A 263-nucleotide genomic window follows, 5' to 3' on the forward strand; every position below is an offset into this window, starting at 1 on the left:
TCCGTTTTAATAATTCTTGGATTTGCTCCTTTGTTTATAGGGCTTGTAAACAAACAAAAAGCAAAGTTAACCGGACGCATCGGTGCGCCAATTCTTCAGCCATACTACGAATTACAAAGACTTTTTAAAAAAGAGACTATTAATGCAACCACATCTTCATTCATAAGCCGCTTTTCACCGTTAATAAATTTTATTTCATTGATCACGGCTGCAGCAATGCTACCTGTCGGATTTTGGAAACCACTAATTAATTTTAACGGTGA

The 263-nt window shown here is 36.1% G+C and carries 1 protein-coding gene; it reads left to right on the forward strand.

The window, feature by feature from the left end:
- Positions 1-263: NADH-quinone oxidoreductase subunit H (locus RYX56_RS23170; RefSeq protein WP_317124232.1), on the forward strand; the 263-nt coding region annotated here is incomplete at both ends.

Origin of the sequence: Alkalihalophilus lindianensis (assembly GCF_032843265.1) — a bacterium.
GTDB lineage: Bacteria > Bacillota > Bacilli > Bacillales > Bacillaceae_D > Alkalihalophilus > Alkalihalophilus lindianensis.